The organism is Campylobacter sp. CCS1377, assembly GCF_040008265.1.
Lineage (GTDB): Bacteria > Campylobacterota > Campylobacteria > Campylobacterales > Campylobacteraceae > Campylobacter_D.
The window spans coordinates 158995-183563 of sequence record NZ_CP155620.1 but is presented as its reverse complement, the minus strand read 5'-3'; the positions used below and the strand labels follow the sequence as shown (position 1 = coordinate 183563).

Below are 24569 nucleotides of genomic sequence, written 5' to 3'. Positions count from 1 at the left end.
TTACATCACCCACAACAAAATTGATAAAATCACAAAACCAAAAATCAAAGCTCTAAGCATCAAAGAAAGACTAGCATTTAAGCTTATAAATTTTGAAGAAGCTAAAATGCCACCTGCTATTTTATTAACCAAGGTATCCAGTATGTAAATATCGCATTTTTTTAAAATCAAACACAAAAGCTCGTAAAATTTAATGAAAAATTTCTCATAAAACTTAGGAATATAATAATCGTTTTCCAAAAGTTTGTAAATGAAATTTTCCTCTATACTTGGCTTAAACCAATTAAAATGATAAGCAATAATAGCCAAAATCACACCCAAAATCGCTGCTGTGCTTGCGCAAATTATAACGATTGTGTTTTGCGCATCAATCACTTCTAATTTAACACTAAGATAATTGAAAAAACTATGCTCAAAAAATCCCGCAATCACAGCTAAAATCACCAAAGGACTCATAGCCAAAAGCGCTATTTTACTTGCTTCATGCGGATGTAAATCATGTCTTGCAGGAGTAAAAAACACCAACATTAAAAGTCTAAAACTATAAAAAGCAGTTAAGAAAGCTGCGATTAAAAGCACCAAAAAAATACCATGATGAAAAGAAATGAAAGAATATCCTAAAATTAAATCTTTTGAGAAAAATCCAGCAAAAGGATAAATTCCAGCTAAAGCCAAAGAACCTATAGTCATAAAAATAGCTGTAATTTTTAAAGGCTTGAAAAGCCCACCCATTTTTTTGATATCTAAATTATCATTCATAGCATGCATTACATTTCCAGCACCCAAGAAAAGCAAAGATTTAAAAAAGGCGTGAGTGGCTAAGTGAAACAAAGCTATACCATAAGCACCAAGCCCTGCAGCTACAAACATATAGCCAAGTTGTGATAAAGTAGAATAGGCAATAATACGTTTTAAATCCCTAGCCACCAAAGCCATAGAAGCCGCAAAAATAGCCACAAAAGCTCCAAGTAAAGCGATAAAATAAGAAACCTCGCTCACCAAAGCATAAATTTCTCCAGCACGAATAACCAAATAAACCCCTGCAGTCACCATAGTTGCAGCATGGATTAATGCCGAAACTGGCGTTGGACCCGCCATAGCATCAGCAAGCCAAGTATGAAAAGGAAACTGTGCTGATTTTCCCATAGCACCGATAAATAAACAAGTTGCGATTAAAATCAAAGCGTTATGATCTAAGCTTTGAACCATAGCAAAAACCTCATCGTATTTTAAAGTCCCTGCTTGTATATAAAGCCAAAAAATTCCTAAAAGCATACCTAAGTCTGCGATTCTATTCATTATAAAAGCTTCATTTGCTGCAAAAGAATAATTATCATTTTTATACCAAAAACCAATAAGCAACCAAGAACAAAGCCCTACGCCTTCCCAGCCCACAAAAAGTCCTAAGAAATTATCACTCATGACTAAAAAAAGCATAGAAAATACAAAAAGTCCTAAATAGGCAAAGAATTTATTAAAACCCTTATCGTGCGCCATATAAAAAATACTATAAAAATGCACACAAGTTGCCACAATGCCAACAACACTCATCATGGTAAGCGAAATAACATCAATTTTAAAGCTAAATGAAATACCCACAAGTCCTATCCATTGGCTAAGCTCTAAGCTGAGTTCTTGATTTTTATGCAACAAAATCAAAGACGCAACCATACTCACACCAACTAAAATAGAACAAACATAGCCCACTAAAATATTTTTCGTCCTAAAAGCAAAAAGACTCGCAAATAAAGAAGCGAGCAAAGGCATAAAAAGAGAAAGTAAAGCTAAATTTTGCATTTTAATTTCCCCTCTCTTTTAAACTCTTAAATTCTAAAGAACCTGTTTTTCTATACCAAAGCACACATAAGGCTACACCCACTGCGATCTCACAAGCTGCTATACCCATAATAAAAAGGGCAAACACTTGTCCATCTAAATTTTCATGCATTTTTGATGTAACAATCAAAGCTAAATTTGCAGCATTGAGTAAAATTTCACTAGAAATAAAAAGCATAATTAAATTTTGTCTTTTCAAAATTCCTATAAGTCCCATGATAAATAAAATAAATGCAAGAACAAAATACTTTTCCATTATTCTTCCTTCCCAAGTTCTTTATGAGTAAGCACAATAGCACATACCAAGGCAATCAATAACAAAACAGCGATAAATTCAAATGCCAAAAGGTATTTAGAAAAAATCAAAGCCGCCAAATTTTTGCTGATATCTTGCTGCAATGAACTTAAATTCATTTGCTCTGATACACCCATCCCTCCAGCAATAAATGCAAACACCAAAGCTAGTGCTAAGGATAAAATTACAAAAGTTTTCTTGGCTTTTAATTTTTCTTTGATATTTTTAGAAAAATCAAAAAACATCATTGCAAAGCTATAAAGCCCCAAAACCGCTCCTCCATAAACGATGATTTGTATTACACCCAAAAATTCCGCATCAAGCAAAAAATAAAAACTCGATAAAAGCACCATAGCAGCAGCCAAAGAACTTAAGGCATAAAGCACATTTTTACTGATAATACTGATACTAAAAAACACTATAACCAAAAACGCAAAAAAGTAAAAAGCTAATTGTTCTATCATTTGTTTTCCCCTTGCGAATTTGAATTTGGCAATGTACATTCTTCATCCGTGCATAAATTTTTCTCTCTTTCTTGCAAAATTTCATAATAATTTGGAGTCTTTTTAACAAATAAATCAGCATCTTTTCTAAGACTGCCCGCACCTTCAAATTCAACTTGATTTTTAAGCTTATCAATAGGGGTTAAAAAATCTTGCTTATAGCCAAAATAAGATCTTTGCTCGGCTGCATTTTCATACTCTGTACCATGAACTATAGCAAGCTCAGGACAAACCTCAGCACAAAAACCACAATAAATACAACGCCCTAAATTTATACTATAATTTCCCACTTTTTTACGGCCATTTTCATCTAAAGAAGTTTCCATTCTTATACAATTACTGATACAAATTTTCTCACAAAGCCCACAACCTATACATCTTTCATTTTCGCTTTCTATAAAACGCATCAAACGATGCACAGCTCGGTAGCGATTATCAAGCTTGACTTTTTCAAATGGGTATTTTATGGTTGCGCTATTATTTCTTTTCAACATTTCACGCATTACCACGCCAAGCCCCACAAAAAGCTCTAATTTTACACTTCTTTTGAAGGCTTGTGAAATTTTCTGCCAAGTACTTGTTGGCGTTTTTCTTTTTTCATCAATCAAATAATAATTTTTCATCAAAAACTCCTATAAAAGCACCGCTAGAGCAGTGATTAAGAGATTTAAAACCGCTAAAGGAATTAAAATCAAATAACACATTTTCATCACTTGATCAGGTCTAAGTTGCGGAAAAGCCGCCCTAGCCCAAAAATACAAAAAGAAAATAAAGCTAGATTTTACTATCATCATAATCCAACCCGGTATAAAATAAAAATCATTAAATCCGCCCAAAAACAAAAGGGTAACTAAAATCGCTCCAGCTATCATAGAGGTGTATTCGCCTATGAAAAACATACCCCATCTAAGACCTGAATATTCTGTCCCATAACCCGCGACAATATCAGCCTCATTTTCTGTTAAACAAAGCGGGGTTCTGTTTGTTTCAATAAAAAGTGCAATAATAAAAAGCACAAAAGCCAAAGGTTGTTTAAAAATGAGCCAAGAAAAAAATCCATTATTTTGATAATTATTAATATCCACTAAAGAAAAAGATCCCACAAGCATTACAATAGCAATCAAAGCTAAAGCCCCTACGCTTTCATAAGAAATAATGGCCACAAGTCCTCTTGCAGCTCCTATAATGGACCATTTATTATTACTCGCAAGACCGCCTAAAAATACCGCATAAAAACAAAGCCCTGAAGTGCCTATCACAAAAAGCAAAGCCACATTAATATCTGCAATAATCGGTCTTATCACAAGTCCAAATAAAGTAAATTCAGGAAGCATTGGAATAGCTGCTAAAGACACAAAAGCACAAATTGCAGCGATTAAAGGAGCAATAGCAAAAATAATTTTTTGTGAATTTGAAGGGATAATATCTTCTTTAGTGAAAAGCTTTATCATATCCGCTACAAGTTGAATAAGCCCAAAAGGTCCTACCATATCAGGTCCAATGCGTCTTTGAAAATACGCCAAAACCTTTCTTTCTGCATAGGTTGCAAAACCCGCTAAAGTTGCAAAAAGTGCAATCACTATAATACATTTAACCAAAACTTCTAAAGCAAAAAAAGCAAAATCACTCATTGTTTGCTCCTAATTTTTCTAAATTTGCCACAATAAATCTTTCATCAAAAAAGTTTAGCGTGTCGATTTTTTCATCAAAATATGGCAAATAAGCTCCATTTTTTATATCTTTATCCACACGCACGCTCAAAGTCAAAGTTTTGTCTTTAATAGAAATCTTAACCAAATCTTTATCTTGTAAATTCTTTTCTTTTGCCAAATTCTCACTCACTCCTAAAAAAATCGCTTCACTAATAGTACTAGCACGATTTGAAAATCTACCGAATTGATAGCTAGGATTGGCACTATAAAGCAAAATTTCATTATCTTTTAGAATCAAATTTTGTAAATTTGGAGCAATAAATTCTTTTTTAGCGACTTGCTTGAAGCATTCTAAATTAAGCTCATAACCCCTTTTGCATTCGCCTCCATTGGTATAAAAATTCTCCAAACTATCAAAGTCTAAAGCACAAAAACCTTTGTTTGTAGGAAGTTTTTTGGTGTAATTTATGGTGTATTCTTCATCATATCCTAAAGCATTAGCCAAATCATTTAAAAAATACCCGCCAAATTCTAAAGCCGCATTAGTTGGCACCACTCTTTTATCGTAATTTAAAAAAGTGCCTTCTTGTTGGTTTAAACTCGAACTAGCCAAATTTGCGCACTCTTCATAAGAAAAACTAAAATCGCCTTTTTCGTTATAACCTAAAATTTTACCATCTTTTATACCTTCATCCAAATCACAAATCATTGCAACGCCCAAAGTATTAGTATGCGTAGGATTTAAAAAAACTTTAAAAGGCGTTGTGCTTTGAACTAATGCGAGCAATTTGGCTAGCTTTAAAGCGTTTTTGTGGAAGTAAAAATCACTTCCCACAACAAAAGTAAAATTAGCTTTTTTAAGCAATAAATCTTCTAATTTATCTTCATCAACTCCTAAATTCCTAGCAAAAACTGATCGTTTCACTTCTATGGTTTTTTTCACTTTTTTAGGCACAAGTTTTTTTACTTCTTTTTGAATTTCATTGCCTTCTTCATCTTTTTCTATCACTTGTTCTATAACTTCTTCATTGATACTTTCTTCTATTTCTTTATTTTCACTTACAAAAAATTCAGCCAAACTCTCTTTTATACTTTCATCTGTACTGAATTTTTGAAGTAAAAAGTATAAAATTTGCTCTTCGTCTCCGCTTTTATGTGTATGTGAAATAAAATTTTTAGAATATTTTGCAAGTCCAGCATCCTCTAAAGGATGAAAATAAAGTCCCGCACCTTTATTCATCACTAAAGCATTATTGATTTTATAGCTAAGCGTTGGCGCATCGTATCTTAAAAGTGTTCCTGCAACAACTAAAAAATCACTATTTGTTATATCTTTTGTTGTCGCATTGTAAAATTCGCCACAATTGCTTATAAATTCATCTAAAAATTCTTTAAATTTTAAAGCTTCTTCGTTGATTAAATTAAGATCAAATTTTTTCTTTAAATTTTGTAAAATTAAAGCTTCTTCGTTGGTGATAAAGCTATTAAATTTAATATTTTTAATCTCATTGTTTTCAAAAAGGGCGACAAGCTTGTTAAAAGCTTTTTTATCTTTACTTGCTTCATTTTGCGTATCAAAGGCAAATCTTGCAGCTCTATTTAAAGTAGCAAAGGCAAAATCATTACTTACGCGATAAATTTTAGGTGTTTGATTGCTAATGCCACTTTGTTTGATATCATAATACATAAGCTCACAATCACTAGAATGCGGATTTGAAGCTGGAATGCGTTTGAGTTCCCAAATATTTGAAGTGTATTGAAACCTTGATCCTATCAAAGCTCCGGTTGGACATACACTGGTACATTCCCCGCAAAAGGAACAATCAAGCATCTCACCATTACTAGGCCCAATCAAACTTTTTTGAAATTTCGTCCAAATCGCATAAGCATCTTTGCCCATAGTGTCCTTAAAACCACTATCCACGCTATCGCCACCTCTTGGCACGGTTTTTAAAGCACTTTCGCCGATTTTATCTTTACAAACCGTGATACACCTTTCGCATACTATACAAAGCGCGGGATCGTAATTAATCACTCCCCAATGTTTGTGCGGTTTATGTGTATCTTTAATCCAATGTTTTTGGATATTCACACGGCTTTTATGAGTGAAATTTTGCAACTCACATTCTCCTGATTTATCGCAAACTCCACACTCTAAAGGATGATTAATGCAATAAGCTTGCATGATTTCATTTCTTTCATCCCAAAGATTTTGCAAATCACTTTCTACAACCATACCTTCTTTTGCTTTAGTATTGCAAGAATAAACCTTTTTTCCATCAGCTTCCACCATACACATACGACATGCCAAAGTCGGACTACAACCTGATAAATAGCAAATTGCAGGGATAAAAATATCATTTCTTCTAGCTATATTTAAGATATATTCGCCCTCTTCAAAGGTGCAAGTCTTACCATTGATTTTAATTGTCATTTTGCTTCCTTTATGCGAATTTGAGTAAAATCAAAACCCTTATTTTCATAATTTAAAAAAGCTATAGTGCCTTGCAAATTTTCATCTAAACAAAGCGTGGTTTTAAGACTAAAATCTTTAGCTAAAACCTCAACTTCGCTTTTATCTTTGCATTTGGCAATTTGCAAAAATTGCTTAGAGCAATGCAAATTTTTATCTTGCAAATTAGCCCTAAAAAGCACCAAACCATCGTAATTATCAAGCTCTTTTAAAGGATTTAATTTAGCATTTTTAAAATCACATTCTATTTCTTTAGTGTCTATTATTTTAAGTTTAAATTTATCACTTAAAAAATTTAAAAAATATTTGATATTTTCACTATCTTTATAAAAATGGATATTTTCATCAACAATTAAATATTGCGCATTATTTAAAAAATTTAAAACCTCGCTTGCTTCCTCTTCGCCAAAACAAGATTCTGCGCTCAAATATCCTTCATCTAAATCTTTAAAACTCTTTGCATCACTCATCTTGCAAAGCAAAGCCAAAACAAAACTCAAACTTGCAATTTCACACTTATAAAATTTCGCATTTAAATTTTTATCTTCAAGACAGGAAATATTGATATTTTCGCCTTGAATTTTTTCGCATAAATTCTTATTTTTAAGACTTGGCATATCTAAAAAACAAAGCGCCTTTTCATAACTCATACACTTTCCTTTTTAATCACTATAGTCCAATCCACTTGATTGAATTTCAAAGAATTTAAAAGCTCACAACCTTGCTCTTTAACAAAAGAAAAACTTTTTTCCACTGGAGAAAAATCACCGATTTCAAAAAGCACCACTAAAACTTCTCCCACTTTAGCTTCTTTAATGATTTGTGCTAAATCTTCAAAAAGCTCTTTACTCTTTCTTAAATCCACTCTTCTCATCGATCAATCTCGCCTAAAACAATATTTACATTTCCCATAATGGCTACAACATCAGCCAAATAAGTACCCACAAGCATTTCTTCAAAAAAAGCACAATGCCAGTAACTTGGAGTCCTAGCTTTTAAACGATAAGGTCTTCCCGTGCCATCACTATGGATAAAAAAGCCAAGCTCTCCTTTAGGACTTTCAGTTGGCACATAAACTTCACCTTTAGGCGGTTTTAAGCCTTGAGTGATTAAAACAAAATGCTGCATTAAAGAATAATTTTGCGTTAAAATTTGTTCTTTTGAACTACTTACATATTCGGGATGATTTGCTAAAATTTCAGGCGGGGTATCTTTGTAAAGCACGGCACATTGTCTAAGTATTTTAAGACTTTCGCGGAATTCTTGCATATACACTTTATATCTTGCATAAGAATCTCCTTGCATTGCATAAGGTACACCAAAATCTATTTCGTTATAGAGTAAATAAGACTCTTCTTTGCGTATATCATATTTTACACCACTGCCCCTTAACATCACGCCAGTACAACCCCAATTTAAAGCTTGTTCTTTGCTTACGACACCTACATTTTCGGTTCTTAAACGCCAAATTCTATTATCATCGAGTAAGGCTTCATAATCAGCCACATCTTTAGGAAATTTATCGCAAAATGCCAAAAGCTCATTTAAAAAGCCTTCTGGCAAATCAAGCATTACTCCGCCAATTCTCATCGAAGAATGCGTGAGTCTTGCACCGCAATATTTTTCTATTAAATCCAAAACATATTCGCGCTCTCTAAAACAATACAAAAACACACTCATCGCCCCAATATCAAGCGCGTGAGTCGCAAGCCAAAGCAAATGCGATGCAATGCGGTTTAGCTCTAAAAGTATCATTCGTATAACTTGTGCACGACGCGGAATTTCTAAGCCACAAAGCTTTTCAACAGCCGCACAATAAGCATAATTATTTGCAGAAGCTGCGATATAGTCCATCCTATCAGTGGTAGGGATAAATTCTTGATAAATCATATTTTCGGCCATTTTTTCCATACCACGATGCATATAACCAATGGTTGGCCTTGCCTTTACAACCTGCTCTCCATCAAGCTCTAAAACAAGGCGTAAATTCCCGTGTGCTGATGGGTGTTGCGGTCCTAGATTTATAATCATCTTTGAGTCTTCTTGCTCGAAAACTATATTTTCATAATAAGGTTTTAACTTGCTAGGAATTTGCATCTTAACGCCTTTTTTCTAAAATTTTTGCTTGATCGCGTTTGACTTTTTTTACAAAAGCCACGCCATCATCTTCTTGATATTCTTGTTTAAAAGAAATTTCCTTACTAGCGCCGCCTTTTGGCGTTTCGTGATAAAGCCTTGCAAAATTTAGCGTATCTTTATCGTTTACAAAACCAGGATCTCTTTGCTCTTCGCCTACAATTTCTCTATATTCTTTGCCAAAAATTTTATCAATCTCATACCACTTAGCAAACTCATCACCCTGCAAAGGATAGGTTTTTAAGAGTGGATGTCCATACCAATCATCAGGCATTAGAATGCGTTTTAAATTTGGATGATTTATGATGAAAATTCCAAACATATCATAAATTTCTCTCTCACTCCAATTAGCCCCTTTAAAGATATGCGCAACGCTTTGCAATCTTTCTTTTACGCCCACAAAGGTTCTAATACGCACCCTTAGCTTTTTTTCTAAATTTAAAAGCTGATAAAACACTTCAAAGCCATTTTTTTGTGCTACAAAATCAATCGCACTCGCTTCTGTAAAACTTAAATATCCTAAAGTTTTAAGCATTTCCAAAGTTTTAATATTATCTTCTTTTTTGATTTCAATCACCCAAAAATCAAGTTCTATGAAAGAATTTATAATTTCAATTTGGGTTTTTAAAACTTCATAATCTTGCTTGAAAATACTTTCATTTACATCGAATTTTTTAGTATGTGGAGCATGGTAAAATCTATCTTTGTAATAATTTTGAAGTTGGGCATTTTTTTTATCACTATATTTTCTCATTTATACAAGCCTTTTTGGAGCAATCTTACGACTCGCTTTTTCTTTACGAATTTTTTTCTGCAAAATCATCAAAGCAAATTGAAAACTTTCAGGGCGTGGTGCACAACCTGGCACATAAATATCCACAGGGATAATCCTATCCACACCTTGAACAGTCGAATAAGTATTAAACATACCGCCTGTATTTGCACAACTTCCCATAGAAATTACCCATTTAGGATCAGGCATTTGGTCGTATAATCTTCTTGTAAATTCAGCGTGCTTTTTACACAAAGTTCCTGCAATAATCATCACTTCACTATGGCGTGGTGAAGCTCTAAAAATAGTCCCAAATCTATCAAAATCATACCTTGAACCACCTGCTGCCATCATTTCAATCGCACAACAGGCTAAACCATAAGATAAAGCCCATAAAGAATTGCTCCTTCCCCATTGAACAAGCTTATCTACGCTTGTTAAAACTACCGGCAAACCACTGGCATAATTTACTTGATGCTCTGCCATTGAAACGCTCCTTTTTTATAAGCATATAAAAAACCTACTCCCAAAAGTAGGATGAAAACAAAAACTTCTAAAAGCCCAAACCAACCCAGCTCTTTAAAAATCAAAGCCCAAGGAAATAAAAACACCACTTCTATATCTAAAAGAATGAAAATTAAAGCCACAATGAAGAATTGAGAATTTATTTTATTAGCTTGTTTTACAGGAATTGGACCGCATTCATAAATTCCAAGTCCTAGTTTTTTTCGGTTTTTTGCAGCAAAATTATTGCCAATTTTTGAAGCTAAAAACACTAGTCCAAAAAAAATCAAACTCGCAATAACCATCATCGCAAATATCCCAAAATAAGGATGTTGCGTATAAATATGAGACATAAAAACTCCTTTTATTTTAGAGTAAAACTTAAACAATTCTAAAAAAATTGTTTGAAAAACTTCTTATATTCTACTTAATCTTTTCTATATAAAAACTTATAAAAGTTAATTATAAAATTTTCAATTTAAAAATGAGAATTTTTGAAATAATTAAAATTACAAAACTTTATCCAAACTAAATTCCTTATGGCAATAATTTTTAATCAAAGTATTTTTATGCGAAATGAAAATGCAGCTCATCAGCGTTTGCTCTCCAAGTTTATTTAAAAATTTCAATATTTTTTTTTCACTTAAATAATCCAAAGAAGCTGTTGTTTCATCCAAAATCAGTAATTCAGGTTTTATAATCAAAGCCCTTATAAGTCCTATTCTAGCTGCTTGTCCGCCACTTAAATAAAAAGGCTTTAACTCCAATACTTCTTTTTTTAACTCAAACAAATCAAAAAATGCCAAAATTTCCTCCAAATTAACTTTTAAAGAGAAATTTTGATACACATCAAAAAGTAAAGTTTTAACTTTTTTACAAGGGTGCAAAGCGGTTTTTTGATCTTGAAAAACAAATTGTAATTTTTTTCTAAGCTCTCTTTGCTCTTCAAATTTTAAAGAATTTAAAGAGTGGTTTTGGAATTTAATTTCTCCTTCGTCTATATTTTCAAGCATTGCTATCATCTTAGCCAAAGTACTTTTTCCACAACCGCTTTGCCCTGATAAAAGCAAATTTTGCCCTTTTGCAAGATTAAAACTAATGTTTTTAAAAATACAATTTTTTTCTTTTTTTAAATACCAATGCCTTTTTAAGGTATAAAATTTAGACACATTATCAAGTTTTAAAAGCAATATTTTTCCTTTTTAAATTCAGCCAATAAATTCTTTGCGTATTCGCTTTTTGGAGCTTGAAAAAATTCATCTTTCAAAGCTTTTTCAATACATTTACCCTCTTCTAAAACCAAAATTTCATCAGCAAGTTCCCTTGCACCATTTAAATCATGAGTAATTAAAATAATGCCCAGATCTTTTTTTAATTCTTTCAAAAACTCATAAATTCTAAGTTCATTTTCATGGTCTAAAGAGCAAGTGATTTCATCGCAAATTAAATACCTAGGCTCACACACTAAAGCCAAAGCTAAACTCACTCTTCTGGCCATACCAACGCTTAATTGGTGCACATAAGAATGCCAAATAAGCTCCAAATTTTCAAGCCCAAAACGATGGAGATAAAAAAAGGCTTTTTCTTTTCTCATCTTAGCATTCAATCTTGTATGAGTTTTTAAAATCAAATGAAACAAAGCTCCCACATCTAAAAAAGGATAAAAACTCGCCATCACATCTTGAAATACTAAAGCCACACGTGTTCTTAAAATTTGCAATGTCTTAGAATTTGCTTTTAAAGGCTTAATTTCATCAACAAAAAACTCATCTGCTCTAAGATAAAAATCTCTATCCAATAAAGCCAACAAACTCCTAGCCAACAAACTCTTTCCAGAACCACTTTTACCTATAATAGCAAGAGCTTGTTTTTCTTCTAAATTTAAGCTAATATTTTCTAATAATTTTTTATCCCCAACTTGGCAATTTAAATTCCTAACGCAAATCAAATTTTAACCCCCAAATTTTTCCTTAAATTATCCGCCAAAGCCAAAAGGGGTAAAACAAGTGCAAGCAAAGCAATAATAGGAAAAACAACAATCCACCAAGCCCCGCTAAAAATGCCCTTACTCGCATCATTTAACATGGTCCCCAAACTTGCCTCGCTTAAATCAAGCCCTAAGCCAAAAAAACTCAAAGTCGCTTCAGCGGCAATTGCGTGAGTGATATTAAGCAAAAAAAGCAAAAAAAATATATGAAAACAAGCAGGTAAAAGCTCGAAAAAGAAAGCACGAAATTTAGAACTTCCAAGCACTAAAGCCGCTAAATAAAAATCGCTTTTTTCAAAATAACAAAGCTTAGAATCCAAAAGTTTTGCCATAAAAGCCCAATGTCCTAAAGCTATAACAAAAATCATCACAAAAATATTACCCGCTAAAATGCTTTGAAAAAACATGATAAAAAGCAAAGATGGCATTGCCAAAAACATATCCAAAATTCTAAGCCAAAACTCCCTAAAAGCAATTCTCATTAACCCCACATAAAAAATCGCAAAACATAGTGCTAAAAAACTTGCTCCAAGGCCGACAAATAAAGAAATTCTAAAAGAATACCCAATCCTTGTAAATACATCTCTACCAAGCAAATCACTACCAAAAAAATACTCCCAGCTAGGAGAAATTTTAGCATTAGACAAATCTACAACATCGACTTCATGGGGACTAAGCGGTATGCAAATTGCAAACACAACACATGATAAAAAAATACCTAGATAAATATAATTTTTAAGCATTATCAAGCCTTGTATAAATGCTTTTTATGATTAACTCACAACACAAAGTGATAAAAACAGCCAAACAAATACTTATGACAATCACAGCAAGCACCACAGGATAATCCTTAAAAAGAATACTCTTTAGTGCAAGTTGACCCAAGCCTCCATAAGAAAAAACACTCTCTACAACATAAGTCGTACCTAAAAAACTTACTATGCACGAGCCAAAATAACTCACAATACTTGGCATAGCATCCTTTAAAACCAAATGCCAATAAATTCTTTTTTTACTAAGTCCTCTTGCAAAAGCATTTTGGATATAGTTTTGATTTAAACTTTCTAAAAAAGCTTCTCTGCTAAAACGCAAATAAATAGCCAAATGCGTTAAAACAAGCACACTCAAAGGTAAAATCAAATTCTTAAAACTAAAATTTCCTTCAAAAGTTAAAGCCCCAGAACTAGGCAAAATTTTAAGCTCCACACTAAATAGCAATATTGCTAATAAAGACAAAGCAAAAGAAGGTAATGCCAAAAAACTCATGCTTATAAAATGCAAGAACTTATCAAAAAAACTATCTTTATAATACACACAAAGCATAGCCAAAACAATGGATAAAACAGACAAAACAAAAAATGCTCCAAGTCCAAGTATAAGCGTTAAGGGCAAGGTTTGCATTAAAATCACACTCACTTTTTCGCCACTCACAAAAGAAATGCCAAAATCTGCTTGCAAAAAGTGAGTAAGCCAAGATTTATACTGAATAAAAAGTGGCTTGTCTAAATTTAAATTGCTTTCAATCTGACTCACAAGCTCTGTATTTACAGGTGCTAAACTCATAGCATGAGCCACACTTCCTTTGGAATAAAAAATCAAAACAAAGCACAAAAAACTTCCAAACAAAGACAAAAAACAAGCCCAAAGAATACGCTTTATAAGCAAAATAAGCACTAATTTTTGCTCCACTCATAAGCATTAAAAGTAAATCCTACACCATGGTGACCCAAAGTCGTTGCTTTTAAACCTTGTATATTTTTAGCCGCTACAACAGGAAATTCTAAATAAACAAGAAAAATATAAGCAGGATCTTCATTTAAAGCTTTGATAAATTCTTCATAATGTTTTTTTCGTTTGTCAATATCCAAAACACTTCTTGCGTTCAACAAAGTCTTATCCACTTTTGCATTCTCATAATGTCCGTAATTCCAACCTCCAGCGTTATTCTTAGTATCACCTATGGAGCTAAAAACCCTAAAAGTATGCAAATCTGGATCATAAGGACTTCCCCAGCCCACTAAAAAACTATCAACTTTAGAATAATCAAAACTCCCACGAGGCTTTGCCATCGCCCTTGCTTTAATGCCAATTTTCCTCAATTCACTTTGCAAAAAATTCACCAAAGCCACACGCAAAGGATCATCACTCATAGCATACATTTCAAATTCAAATTCCTTGCCATCTTTTTCTAAAATTCCTTTTTGATTTTTCGCCCAACCCGCTTCTTCTAATAAACTCTGTGCTTTTTTCATATCATAAGCATAGCCAAAATTTTCTTTTGGACTCGCCCAAGAAAGCTGCAAAGGTTGATTAGCCACAAAGCCATAACCATGCAATAAAGAATCAATCAGAACTGCTTTATTCACCGCATAATTTAAGGCCAAACGCACTTTTTTATCTTTGAAAAGCTCATTTTCAAAATTAAACATCAAAGCCCTATAATCAGCCCCTTTCATTTTTAAAACATTAAAATTTGCATCATTTTCAAAATTTTTTGCCAAAGTTGCATCAACTACAGCCACATCAACACTTGAATTTTTTAATTCTAAAGCCGCGATAGAAGGATCTGAAATGAATTTTAAAATAAGCTTTTTACTTCCTACTTTGCCTAAATGATAATTTTCATTGGCTTCAAGACTAAGATATTGTCCTTTTTTCCATTCTTTAAATTTAAAAGGCCCTGTGCCTATGGGTTTTTGATTGAAAATATCTTTATTTAAATCTTTATTTTCTAGCAAATGTTTTGGCAATACCCCCAAGCTCAAAACATCTAAAAATGCTGGAAAAGGTTCTTTAAGCGTAATTTTTATCTTATAATCATTTATAATTTTTATATCTTCAATCATTTCAAAATTCACCCATACAGGAGTATTTAGCTTTTTATTTTTAAATGCCTCTAGGCTAAATTTCACATCTTTTGCGCTAAATTTTTCTCCATCATGCCACAAAACATCTTCCCTTAAGTCAAACTCATAGACCAAGCCATCTTTGCTGATTTTCCAAGATTTTGCCAAATCAGGCTTGATATTCATCTTCTCATCAAAGCGTGTAAGTCCTGAAAATATCAGTGCAATGGCCGCATCGTGATCTTCGCTGAAAATTGGATTAATGCGTTTGGGTTCATTTTCTACTGCAACCACTATAGTATCTTTTGGAGTTAATGCTTGGGAATTTAACACAAATATTGAAAATAAAACTAGAAATATTTTTCTTAACATTTTTTCTCCTTAATTTTTGCAAAACACAAAAAATTATAAGGCAAAAAAAAATTTCGTGCAAGCCTCATAGGGGGTTAAGAAATTTAAAAAAAGAAAATGGTTTAAATTCTTATAAAAATACAATCAAACATAAAAAAATCTTAAAAATAGAAGACAAATTTTTGTTTAACTGTATTTAATTAAGAAATTGAGCCCCCTCTTAGATAAGCTATCTAAGCATAGATGTTGTTTTACATTATGAAAACATCATTAAAGTTTTTTAAAAAACCGAACTCATTCTAGCCCAATAAAACTTAACTTTTTATAAATTAGTGTAATATAGTTTAATAATTTTTATTTTTCATTTAAAAAATAGTAAATATAAATATTTAAATTTTAAAACTTACCCAAATCCCACTCTATCTTCTCTTTACCTTGATTTTCCAAAAGCTGATTTGTTTTAGAAAAATGCCTACATCCTAAAAAACCACTCCTAGCTAAAGGACTTGGATGTGCTGCCTCTAATACAAAATGCTTGCATGTATCAATCAAAACTTTTTTGCTTTTTGCATAATTGCCCCAGAGTAAAAAAATCAAACCCTGCTTTTGCTCACTCAAACGCGAAATTACCGCATCACTAAATTCTTGCCAACCCCAAGAACTATGGCTTGCTGGTTTATTTGCTTCTACGCTAAGTATAGAATTTAAAAGCAAAACTCCTTGTCTTGCCCAAGCACTCAAATCTCCATTATGATGAATTTTAATGCCTAAATCTGCTTGTAATTCTTTATAAATATTTAAAAGACTAGGCGGAATTCGCACTCCACAAGGCACAGAAAAACTAAGCCCCATCGCTTGATGCGGTTGATGGTAAGGATCTTGCCCTAAAAGAACAACTTTTAAGGAATTTAAAGGAGTGAGATTAAAAGCATTAAAAGTTAAATTAGAAGGTGGATATATCACCTTTCTTTCATCTAAAGCTTGTTTGTAGTGTTTTTTTATTTCTAAAAAATAATCTTTGCAAAATTCATCTTTTAAAAATTCTTTCCATTCAGGATTCATTTTGATTTTTTCTAGCTCAATTTTAAGATTTTCCATATATCTTCCATGAAATAAAAATTTATTTTAAATAAAATAATTATGGCAATATAACACATTAAACTTAAAATTTACCATAGTTTGAGTTATAAAAAGGACTCAAAAAGTCCTTTTTATTGGATCTAGAAAGACTAAATTTTTAAACTAAAATTAAAATTATGAGTGTTAATATTACAGCAAGTAAGATTTATTTCTTACAATATCTTTTTTAGAAAGGTTTATCATGGGAACAAGAAAAGAACATGATTTCATTGGAGAACTTGAAATTTCTGATGATGTGTATTATGGCGTGCAAACTTTTAGAGCGCTAGAAAACTTCCATATGAGTGGAAGAAGTCTAAAAAATTACCCTTATTTTGTTAAGGCTTTTGCGCAAGTAAAAAAAGCTGCTGCCCTAAGCAATAAAGAATTAGGAGTTCTTGATGCCGATAAGGCTGATGCTATTGCGAAAGCTTGTGATAGATTAATAAATGGCGAATTTATAGATCAATTTGTTGTAGATATGATCCAAGGTGGTGCTGGAACTTCAACTAATATGAATGTTAATGAAGTTTTAACTAACATTGCATTAGAAAGCATGGGACACAAAAAAGGTGAATATCAATACCTTCATCCAAACGATCACACAAACCTAGGACAATCAACAAACGACACTTATCCAAGCTCCATTAAAGTAGCAACTCATGCTAAACTTGGAGATTTATTAAAAGCTATGGAAGAATTAAAAAGTGAGCTTTTAGTAAAAGCCAAAGAATACAAAGATATGATTAAAATGGGTAGAACAGAGCTTGAAGATGCTGTACCAACAACGCTAGGTAATACTTTCAACGCTTTTGCAAGCTACATTCAAAGTGACATAGAAAAACTTACCGCTGCAAGAGAGGTAATGACAGTTTTAAATTTAGGTGCAACTGCGATTGGGACAGGAATTAACTGCCACCCAGATTATAAAGTAAAAGTAGAACAAAAATTAAAAGAAATCACAGGTGTAGATTTTAAACCAGCAAAAGATTTAATCGCCGCAACTCAAGATACTGCAGATTTTGTTTTTGTAAGCGGTGCTTTAAAAACTGCAGCTGTTAGACTTTCTAAAATTGCCAACGACTTAAGATTAATGAATTCAGGTCCAAGATGCGGACTCGGCGAAATCACTTTACCTGCTATGCAACCAGGAAGTTCTATTATGCCAGGTAAAGTAAATCCTGTAATTTGCGAAGCAGTAGGCGAAGCTTGCTATGAAGTAATTGGAAATGATGTAACCATCATGCTTTGCTCTGAAAGAGGCGAATTTGAACTTAACGCTTTTGAACCAGGAATTGCTTATGGGCTTTTCAATTCTATTGTATTGCTTGAAAATGCGATGAAAACTCTAGCACAAAAAGCAGTAAAAGGCTTAAAAGCTAATCCAGAAGCTTGCAAAAAAATGGTATTAAATTCTATCGGTATCGTTACAGCATTTAATCCAGTACTTGGCTATGAAAAATCTGCAAGCATTGCTAAAGAAGCTTTGCAAACTGGAAAAGCAGTAGGTGATATTTGTTTAGAAAGAGGTTATCTTCCAAAAGAAGAGATTGATAAAATTTTAACACCTGAAAATATGCTAAATCCTCAAATGACAGAGAAAAGAAAAGCTTAATTAGGAGTTAAAAATGGATCTTATGCTGATTTTACAATTAATCGTCTTTTTGGGTGCTATTTTCATCGGTATACGCTTAGGTGGTATTGCCATTGGTTATGCAGGTGGACTTGGCGTTGTTGTTTTAGGTCTTGTTTTAGGAATGAAACCAGGAAATATTCCTTGGGATGTTATTTTAATCATTGCAGCAGCTATTGCTGCAATTTCTGCTATGCAGCAAGCTGGCGGGCTTGATTATATGGTTAGAGTAACTGAAAAAGTTTTAAGAAAACATCCTAGATTTATCAACTATCTTGCTCCAGCTTGTGGTTGGTTGCTTACTATTTTAGCAGGAACCGGAAATGCAGTATTTTCTTTAATGCCAGTTGTTGTAGATGTTGCAAAATCTCAAAACATCAAACCTAGTGCGCCACTTTCATTAATGGTTGTATCTTCGCAAATCGGTATTACTGCATCTCCTGTAAGTGCTGCAGTTGTTTATATGAGTGGTGTTTTAGAGCCTTTGGGTTGGAACTATCCAACTTTAATTGGAATTTGGATCGTAACAACCTTTGTTGCTTGCATGCTTACAGCTTTCATTGTAAGTCTTATCACTCCTATGGATTTAAGTAAAGATCCTGTGTATCAAGAAAGATTAAAAGCTGGGCTTGTAAAAGATGCAGGCGAGGTTTTAGCTGGCGAAGATAAACCAGGTGCAAAACTTTCAGTTGCAATTTTTCTAATCACCGTTTTAGCTGTTGTACTTTATGCTACCGCAATTTCAAGCAACATCAAGTGGATTGATCCTGTTGTTGTGCCAAGAGATGCAGCGATTATGAGTTTCTTGCTTACTGCTGCAGCACTAATCACTTGGCTTTGCAAAGTTGAACCGGCTAAAATTTTAGATACAAGCGTATTTAAAAGCGGTATGACTGCTTGTGTTTGTGTATTTGGTGTGGCTTGGCTTGGAAATACTTTTGTTGCAGGACATGAAACAGCTATTAAAGAAGTAGCAGGAGATTGGGTTAAACAAGCTCCTGCTATGCTTGCTGTGGCATTCTTCTTTGCAAGTATGCTTTTATATTCTCAAGCAGCTACTGCAAAAGCTATTGTTCCAGTTATCATTGCAGCATTAGGAATCAGTGCTACTAATACAGGTGATTCTTATATGCTAGTTGCTTGTTTTGCTGCAGTTTCTGCACTTTTCGTTTTACCAACTTATCCTACACTTTTGGGTGCGGTTCAAATGGACGATACAGGCACAACTAGAATTGGCAAATTTATCTTTAACCACGCTTTCTTTATCCCAGGCGTTGTAGCGATCATCATCGCTGTTGCACTAGGATTTTTAGTGGCTCCTTTATTTGCTTAAAAATTTCCCTTTCCTTTTGGAAAGGGTTAAATTCTTGCAAAAAATTATTTCAAGCTACTTTATTAAATTATTTTCATAAAAAACACATAAATTTTAAACTTACAGAAAAAATCGCCACAATAGAAATCATTTCCAGAAATAAACTTGATAGTAAATTTAACAGATGGATAAAATTCCAATGATAAAAAAATTAAAAAAGAATTTTATCCCATCAGCATCTTTCTTGTATAGGCTTAGGAGCAATTATTTATCTTATCAAATAAAATAAGGTGTAAAATTTTGCGATGAATTTAAAAAATATTAATTTTACACATTATGATCAATGCAATAGAAATTTATTTTTGAAAATGGAAATAAGTTGTGTTTTAGGAATATATAAAGTTTAGATATAGTTCTTAGTCTATTCAAAATTTAAGGAATAGGAATTATCGCTAGGAAAATATTTTATAAAAACAACAAAAATAGCAAAAGCTTTCTAAGATTAACTACAAAAATTGAAAGCATCCACAGGACTTAATCCTAAGAATAGAATTATTGTTTAGATTTAATCAAAATGCTTGATGAAGAAATTTTGAAGCAATATTAAAAAAGGTGGGCTACCAGGAAGCCCTTTTGAATTTAATTGTAACTGTATCAATAAAAATATTCTAAAAACAACAAAAACTCTTGAAAATCATAAAAATAAGTGGGACACAAGAAGTCCCTCGAATTTGATTGTAATTATCGACAATAAATTAAAATAAGCACAAAAATTGCACTTTCTTTAAAAAAGCTTAAATTTAAAGATAAATCAAAAATCAAGCAAATTTTCTTTATAAATGTCTAAAATGATGATTAAGTCTTTTTCCTTGTCGATTTTATAAGGTATCACATAACCTTTAAAGATAAAATCTCTTATATTTTCATCATCAAAAATAAAAGATTTTCTGAATTTATAAGGCATAAAATCAAGCCCCGTCAAGCCTTACGCAATTCTTTTTAAGGTATTTTTAGCCCTTAAACTACCGCACCTTGAGTAAAAGACAACACAAATTTAACTCATCGGTAAATATATCACTCTCTAAATTTGCATCATAGCCACCCACTGCCCAAAGGCGTTAGCCTAGCCTTCCCGCTTTCATAATCAGCCAAAGCTTTGTGAGGTTTGCTCTCAAGTTTTACCGCTTTCACATTCGCTTAAAAGCTTTTCATATCCATCTGCTTCTATCTCGTAGCTGATATTTAGCTCTTTAAAAAGCTCTAAAAGTTTGCTAAGTTGCTCTTCATTTGCTTGTAAAGTTATGGTTTGCATTTTTTCCTTTGCTTTGATAAAAATCATAAATCATCTAAAGATTATAGTCAATTAATAAAAAGAAGTTTAGGAAATTTAGTTTAAAGCGAGGGAAGGAGCTTCCCTCTAGAGTTTCATAATGTAAAACATTCAATCTATGATGGGGGGGGGGGATTGAAGTTGTAATTATAATAATCAAAGGAAATGAAACTCTGGGCGTAATTTTATATCAAAAAAACAAAATTTTAGCTTAAAGAAAATTGCAACCCGCTCAACGAAAAAGAGAGCAGGTTAGCAATAGATTGAAGGTCAAGTCTATAAATCTAGTATTACAAAGCTATAATCATAGACTTGTAAAGCTAGATTTAAGTTTAAAATATTTAACACAAATTACATTTTTGTTTCATTTGGAAAATTAGCATTGATTTTATCTTATTTCTAAGCACCGAAATTTCAATATCCAAAGCGAATTCAAAACTTTAAATAAAATATAAATTTAAAGCTCGAAAAACAAAATTCTTAAAAATTTCATAACTCTTTAACAAAGCAAATTCGCCAAAAATTTTCACAAAATACAAAAATTTAAAAGAACAAAAACTCACCAAAACTTAAAACAATCACAAACCAAAAATAGCCAAGCACTAAGCTTGACTGTTAAAAAATTATTGTTTGAGTTGAAGTAAGGTATTAAGCATTTGATCGCTAGTTGAAATGGTTTTTGAATTCGCTTGATAACCCCTTTGCACCACGATAAGTTGAGTTAAAGAGCGACTCAAATCCACATTTGACATCTCAAGTGCACTTGAATGCATTTTTCCACGACCGCCTGTTCCTGCTTCACCTATGATTAAATCTCCAGAATTTGCAGTAAGTTTAAACATATTTCCGCCAATTTCTTCAAGCCCTGCATTATTGCTAACATTTGCGATACCAATTTGTGCTAAAGCCAAAGCCTGTCCATTGGTAAATTCACCCCAAATATAACCACTTTCATCGACTTTTAAAGACTCAGGCTGCAAACTACCTCCGGCATAACCATCAGTTTTTTGTGCTGTGAGTGCTGATTGTTGGGAATTACTTACTATACCATCAAAACCACCGCTTGAACCAAAAGAAAGTTTGATTTGTTGATTTGGCATTGCACCGTTATTTGGTGAGAAATTAATAGTTTTTGGATTATAAGCAACCAAAGAACCATCATTGTTAAATCTCGCACTACCCACGATAATATTGTTTGGACCTTCGCCTGTGGCATTGATCTCTGCAGGTTCAGGCACTTTAATAATCATCGACCATTCATTACCACCATCTGCTGTAGTATTAAGCTTAGTAAATTCAACAACAATAGTATGTTTTGATCCTAAAGAATCATATATATCCAAACTTGCAGAAAAAGAGCTAAGATACATTGCTTCACTTTCTTTAATCGCTGAACCCACAGTCATAGGACCATCAAAACCTTTGAAAATCTTAGTAAAGGCATCATTGGTGCTTACAGTGCCGGCTTTATCCTTATAAGCAGTAATATTAAAATTCATATCTTTTGGATTAGATTTTCCATCTAAGGTATTATCTCCATCACTATCAATATCGCTTTGAGAGTTTGGATTGGAAATCACAAAAGCGCCTGAAGAATTTACAGTCACCTTAACCGCTCCATTAACATCTCCAGCTCCACTAAAATCGCCACTTCCATCATAATCAACCCCATATCTTGCATCTCTTTGCAAAAGCTCTCTTAAATCCTCAGTAGTTCTAAATACCCTTGTATTGGTATTTAATAAACTTCCCATAAGTGCATCTTGGTAATTTGCCGAAGCACTTCCAGGAGTATCAGCTTCAGCAGGGTTATAGGCAGGGCCACCATCAGGGTTGCTCATAGGTGGTATATCTACAGGAGATGAGCTATATGTATATTTATGGGCTGTGATAACTTGGACATGATTATTTGTCCCAGCATTTGCCATAGCATCCGGAAACCAGTCGCTATCTTGTCCTGCTTGAGTTAGAGTTACTTCAAATTTTTGATCAGTATTGTTCCAAGTTACATTTTGAATTTCACCTGCTTCATTGCCTGCATTGACAGTTAAATCAATATTTTTCATATTGTCTGTAGTGCCATCTGCATTGGTATTAACAAAATCAATACCCGAGCCATCAGCATTTCTTGTTGCTTTAACCCCTGTGCCATCTCTATTATCATCAGGTATAGCAAAGGTATTGATATAAGCAATGGCTTCGTCTATGCTTTTAATATTTTCATTATAAATATGCACCCCATTGATAGTGATATCTAAAGTCACAGGATTGTCTTCATTTCCCCAAAACACAACATTGTTTTGATCTTGTTTGCTATCAGGATTAAAAACTGGATTTTTATCGGTATTGGTTGAAAATTTCGCATCTGCATAACTTACCCAAATTCCTTGTCCATCTCTTAAATTTAAACCTTCGCCATTTCCATTATACAAACTTCCAGCATCAACACCTTTTTCGATGATTTGATTTGCATTTTTTTCAGTAGTATAAAATTGTGTTTCGCTTGGATCATTTTCATTGATAGTTTCAGCATTTTTGGTATTAAAACCGTGCACAGAATCAAGCGCATAAATAGGAGATTTCGCATTTCCTATGCTAAGTCCACTGTTAAGATTTGCTTTAATAGCAAGCTCTGTACTCATTTTCGCAGGGATATTCATACCTGGATCGATGAAAATATTTGTTGGAGATGCAGAGTTGTTTATAAGCCCACTCATAGGATCACGGTTCCAACCTTGCACGACATAACCGGCATTATTAACGAAATTTCCTGCCGCATCAAGCTTAAAGTCCCCATTTCTTGTAAGATAACGAGTTAAACCTCCATCATCAGAAACCATAAAAAATCCATCACCCTCTATCGCCACATCGGTGGTTTTCTCAGTACTTTGAATAGAACCTTGAGAATGAATTCTTGTCGTAGAATTTACTGCAGAACCAAGTCCCACTTGTAAAGGATTCTGACCACCTTGATTACCATTTGGTCCTGTTGCAATTTTTACTGTTTGACTAAACATTGTTCCAAAATCCACACGAGAATATTTAAAACCAGTCGTATTGACATTGGCGATATTGTTACCTTCTACATCCATTGCTACTTGATGTGTTTGAAGTCCAGATACTCCAGACCACAGAGATCTCATCATGTTAAATCCTTTATAAAATATTGAGTTGCAAAACTCAAGCAAATAGCGTTCCAAATTTATAAAATTTGTAGATAGTTTTGTAAAAATTTAGTATTTTAAAATTAAAATTTGTAGTGTCGTTGGCGTGAGTGATGAGTTTAAAATCCTTGGAATTATCATAATTTATAAGTTCGTGGCAAAATTTAGCGATTTTTTAAACTCGTCCAAAATCAAATGCCACTTATAAACATTTTTGCTTTTAATAATGTTTTAGTCAAAAAATACTTATAATACCAAAAATTTAGTAGGGGAAGTGAAATGCAAAAAATTACAAGAGAAAATGCCAAACATTATAATTGGAAAGAAATTTGCGACGGTTGGCACTTTGTTGATAGTAAACATTTAAGCATTATTGCCGAAAAAATGCCTCCACATACAGCTGAAGATATGCATTATCATGATAAAGCTGAGCAGTTTTTTTATATTTTAAAAGGAAAAGCCTTGATGAGACTAGAAAATGCGGATATCGAACTAGAAGCAGGGGAAGGTATACATATCAAAGCTCATCAAATTCATCAAATGATAAATCAAACTTGCGAAGATTTAGAGTTTATAGTCGTATCTTGCCCAAAATCACACAATGACAAATTCATCGTAAAGTAACAAAATCACCGCCATATAAAGCAAATTTTTAT

At 32.9% G+C, this 24569-nt stretch carries 23 protein-coding genes and 1 pseudogene; 3 read left to right on the top strand and 21 right to left on the bottom strand.

Features of this window, described 5'->3' with window-relative positions; translation table 11 throughout:
• From nuoL to ung, 18 genes are all read right to left on the bottom strand, one after another.
• A complete protein-coding gene (nuoL, locus tag AAH949_RS00990; protein WP_348518701.1) occupies positions 1-1797 on the bottom strand; it encodes an NADH-quinone oxidoreductase subunit L in 1797 nt (598 codons plus the stop codon).
• Between the two features lies 1 nt (position 1798).
• Positions 1799-2095, bottom strand: coding sequence for an NADH-quinone oxidoreductase subunit NuoK (gene nuoK, locus AAH949_RS00985; protein ID WP_348519172.1), 297 nt, complete (start codon positions 2093-2095; stop codon positions 1799-1801).
• Positions 2092-2595: an NADH-quinone oxidoreductase subunit J gene (locus tag AAH949_RS00980; RefSeq protein ID WP_134238345.1), complete on the bottom strand. Its 504-nt coding sequence runs from the start codon at positions 2593-2595 to the stop codon at positions 2092-2094. Before AAH949_RS00980 ends, nuoK begins: the two co-directional genes overlap by 4 nt.
• The gene (nuoI, locus tag AAH949_RS00975) at positions 2592-3257 is read right to left on the bottom strand and encodes an NADH-quinone oxidoreductase subunit NuoI (protein ID WP_134238344.1); all 666 of its coding nucleotides are present in this window, start codon (positions 3255-3257) and stop codon (positions 2592-2594) included. The genes AAH949_RS00980 and nuoI overlap by 4 nt, the downstream gene beginning before the upstream one ends.
• Positions 3258-3266: 9 nt before the next feature.
• Positions 3267-4265 (bottom strand): NADH-quinone oxidoreductase subunit NuoH, encoded by a 999-nt coding sequence (gene nuoH, locus AAH949_RS00970; protein ID WP_134238343.1) that lies wholly within the window; start codon positions 4263-4265, stop codon positions 3267-3269.
• Positions 4258-6720, bottom strand: a complete 2463-nt coding sequence (locus tag AAH949_RS00965; RefSeq protein ID WP_348518700.1) for an NADH-quinone oxidoreductase subunit G — start codon at positions 6718-6720, stop codon at positions 4258-4260. The genes nuoH and AAH949_RS00965 overlap by 8 nt, the downstream gene beginning before the upstream one ends.
• Positions 6717-7409 (bottom strand): hypothetical protein, encoded by a 693-nt coding sequence (locus tag AAH949_RS00960; protein ID WP_348518699.1) that lies wholly within the window; start codon positions 7407-7409, stop codon positions 6717-6719. Before AAH949_RS00960 ends, AAH949_RS00965 begins: the two co-directional genes overlap by 4 nt.
• Entirely contained in the window at positions 7406-7633 is a 228-nt protein-coding gene (locus tag AAH949_RS00955; protein WP_087724194.1) for an NADH-ubiquinone oxidoreductase subunit E family protein, read from the bottom strand. The genes AAH949_RS00960 and AAH949_RS00955 overlap by 4 nt, the downstream gene beginning before the upstream one ends.
• The gene (gene nuoD / locus AAH949_RS00950) at positions 7630-8856 is read right to left on the bottom strand and encodes an NADH dehydrogenase (quinone) subunit D (protein ID WP_348518698.1); all 1227 of its coding nucleotides are present in this window, start codon (positions 8854-8856) and stop codon (positions 7630-7632) included. The genes AAH949_RS00955 and nuoD overlap by 4 nt, the downstream gene beginning before the upstream one ends.
• 1 nt (position 8857) lies before the next feature.
• The gene (locus AAH949_RS00945) at positions 8858-9649 is read right to left on the bottom strand and encodes an NADH-quinone oxidoreductase subunit C (RefSeq protein WP_348518697.1); all 792 of its coding nucleotides are present in this window, start codon (positions 9647-9649) and stop codon (positions 8858-8860) included.
• Entirely contained in the window at positions 9650-10153 is a 504-nt protein-coding gene (locus AAH949_RS00940) for an NADH-quinone oxidoreductase subunit B (protein WP_002777888.1), read from the bottom strand.
• Complete coding sequence (locus AAH949_RS00935; protein WP_134238338.1) at positions 10135-10524, bottom strand: NAD(P)H-quinone oxidoreductase subunit 3; 390 nt, start codon at positions 10522-10524, stop codon at positions 10135-10137. The genes AAH949_RS00940 and AAH949_RS00935 overlap by 19 nt, the downstream gene beginning before the upstream one ends.
• A gap of 156 nt (positions 10525-10680) precedes the next feature.
• Positions 10681-11361: an ATP-binding cassette domain-containing protein gene (locus AAH949_RS00930; RefSeq protein WP_348518696.1), complete on the bottom strand. Its 681-nt coding sequence runs from the start codon at positions 11359-11361 to the stop codon at positions 10681-10683.
• Positions 11352-12116 carry an ATP-binding cassette domain-containing protein gene (locus AAH949_RS00925; RefSeq protein ID WP_134238373.1) on the bottom strand — a complete coding sequence of 255 codons (765 nt, stop codon included), beginning with the start codon at positions 12114-12116 and terminating at the stop codon, positions 11352-11354. The genes AAH949_RS00930 and AAH949_RS00925 overlap by 10 nt, the downstream gene beginning before the upstream one ends.
• Positions 12116-12901, bottom strand: a complete 786-nt coding sequence (locus AAH949_RS00920; RefSeq protein WP_348518695.1) for an ABC transporter permease — start codon at positions 12899-12901, stop codon at positions 12116-12118. The genes AAH949_RS00925 and AAH949_RS00920 overlap by 1 nt, the downstream gene beginning before the upstream one ends.
• Positions 12894-13847 (bottom strand): ABC transporter permease, encoded by a 954-nt coding sequence (locus AAH949_RS00915; protein ID WP_348518694.1) that lies wholly within the window; start codon positions 13845-13847, stop codon positions 12894-12896. Before AAH949_RS00915 ends, AAH949_RS00920 begins: the two co-directional genes overlap by 8 nt.
• Positions 13832-15376: an ABC transporter substrate-binding protein gene (locus AAH949_RS00910; protein WP_348518693.1), complete on the bottom strand. Its 1545-nt coding sequence runs from the start codon at positions 15374-15376 to the stop codon at positions 13832-13834. The genes AAH949_RS00915 and AAH949_RS00910 overlap by 16 nt, the downstream gene beginning before the upstream one ends.
• A gap of 375 nt (positions 15377-15751) precedes the next feature.
• Complete coding sequence (gene ung / locus AAH949_RS00905) at positions 15752-16453, bottom strand: uracil-DNA glycosylase (protein WP_348518692.1); 702 nt, start codon at positions 16451-16453, stop codon at positions 15752-15754.
• Positions 16454-16676: 223 nt separating this feature from the next.
• On the opposite strand from ung, the gene AAH949_RS00900 reads away from it, so the two are divergent.
• Together AAH949_RS00900 and AAH949_RS00895 are read left to right on the top strand one after the other, a co-directional pair.
• On the top strand, positions 16677-18089 hold the full coding sequence (locus AAH949_RS00900) for an aspartate ammonia-lyase (RefSeq protein ID WP_134238332.1): 1413 nt from the start codon (positions 16677-16679) through the stop codon (positions 18087-18089).
• Positions 18090-18102: 13 nt separating this feature from the next.
• The gene (locus tag AAH949_RS00895) at positions 18103-19440 is read left to right on the top strand and encodes an anaerobic C4-dicarboxylate transporter (protein WP_134238331.1); all 1338 of its coding nucleotides are present in this window, start codon (positions 18103-18105) and stop codon (positions 19438-19440) included.
• A gap of 790 nt (positions 19441-20230) precedes the next feature.
• Here the strand turns inward: AAH949_RS00895 and AAH949_RS00890 are convergent.
• The 3 genes and pseudogenes from AAH949_RS00890 to flgE all read right to left on the bottom strand — a co-directional run bounded on the left by AAH949_RS00890 (position 20231) and on the right by flgE (position 23895).
• Positions 20231-20525, bottom strand: a pseudogene (locus AAH949_RS00890) (type II toxin-antitoxin system RelE/ParE family toxin).
• A 65-nt stretch (positions 20526-20590) separates the two neighbouring features.
• The gene (locus AAH949_RS00885; protein ID WP_348518691.1) at positions 20591-20731 is read right to left on the bottom strand and encodes a hypothetical protein; all 141 of its coding nucleotides are present in this window, start codon (positions 20729-20731) and stop codon (positions 20591-20593) included.
• A 641-nt stretch (positions 20732-21372) separates the two neighbouring features.
• Entirely contained in the window at positions 21373-23895 is a 2523-nt protein-coding gene (gene flgE, locus AAH949_RS00880; RefSeq protein WP_348518690.1) for a flagellar hook protein FlgE, read from the bottom strand.
• Positions 23896-24192: 297 nt separating this feature from the next.
• Here flgE and AAH949_RS00875 point away from each other — a divergent pair, with 297 nt between their 5' ends.
• Positions 24193-24537, top strand: a complete 345-nt coding sequence (locus tag AAH949_RS00875) for a cupin domain-containing protein (RefSeq protein WP_134238329.1) — start codon at positions 24193-24195, stop codon at positions 24535-24537.
• Positions 24538-24569: the final 32 nt, after the last annotated feature.